This window comes from Ruegeria sp. AH12 (assembly GCF_056541465.1).
Window position 1 is genome coordinate 1 of record NZ_JBQFYL010000090.1, and the last position, 1,019, is coordinate 1,019.

Genomic DNA, 1,019 nt, shown 5'->3' on the forward strand with positions numbered 1-1,019 from the left:
TGTAATGGAAGCGCTGGCCCGGATTGATACGGTCGCATATGTTCGCTTTGCGAGTGTGTACAAGAATTTCCAGGCGGCCGATGATTTCGAGGAGTTTGTCCACGAGTTGCGCCCGCCGCAACCTTCGACGGATGAGTGAGCGATACAGATAAGCGATATATGGCGCTGGCCCTATCATTGGGGCGGCGCGGCCAAGGCACCTGCTGGCCGAATCCGTCCGTCGGGTGTGTCGTCGTGCGCGATGAACGCATCGTTGGTCGCGGCTGGACGCAGCCCGGGGGTCGTCCGCATGCAGAACCTATGGCTCTGACGCAGGCGGGTAAGGCCGCGCGAGGTGCCACCGCCTATGTCTCGCTTGAACCCTGTTCACACTACGGAAAGACGCCGCCCTGTGCCGAAGCGCTGATTGCGGCCGGTGTTACCCGTGTGGTCTCGGCGATCGAAGACAGCGATCCTCGGGTCGCTGGGCAAGGGTTTGCCCTGTTGCGCGAGGCCGGGATTGAGGTCACCACCGGCGTTCTGGCGGAACAGGCGGCCCGCGATCACGCAGGGTTTTTCCTGAAAACCGAGCAAGGCCGCCCGTTTGTGACTTTGAAAATGGCCAGTAGCTTTGATGGACGGATTGCCACGGAAACCGGGCACAGTCAGTGGATCACAGGTCCAAATGCTCGCCGCGCGGTGCATGCGATGCGTGCGCGCCACGATGCGGTTATGGTCGGAGCAGGAACAGCGCGCGCCGATGATCCGTCGCTGACGGTTCGTGATCTGGGCGTGCAGCATCAGCCGGTGCGCGTGGTGGTCTCGCGCCATCTGGATCTGCCCTTGATGGGGCAACTTGCGCGAACCGCGTCCGATATCCCTATCTGGCTCTGTCACGGCCCCCACCCAGACCCCGAGCGTGCGCGTGCGTGGGAGGGGTTGGGTGCCCGTCTGATCCCTTGTGCGCTGGATGGTCATCACGTGGATGCGGCTGATCTGTTGCAGCAGCTCGGGCAGGCCGGATTGACGCGTGTCTTTTG

Annotated in this window: 1 protein-coding gene and 1 pseudogene; both read left to right on the top strand. The window is 62.7% G+C overall.

The annotated features are described in order from the left end of the window. Nucleotides 1-139: pseudogene (locus ACR0EL_RS21830) on the top strand (transcriptional regulator NrdR); the annotation flags it as partial. 20 nt (nucleotides 140-159) lie between these two features. Then, nucleotides 160-1,019, top strand: an 860-nt coding sequence (gene ribD / locus ACR0EL_RS21835; RefSeq protein WP_480502266.1) for a bifunctional diaminohydroxyphosphoribosylaminopyrimidine deaminase/5-amino-6-(5-phosphoribosylamino)uracil reductase RibD, incomplete at its 3' end; no start/stop codon positions are given.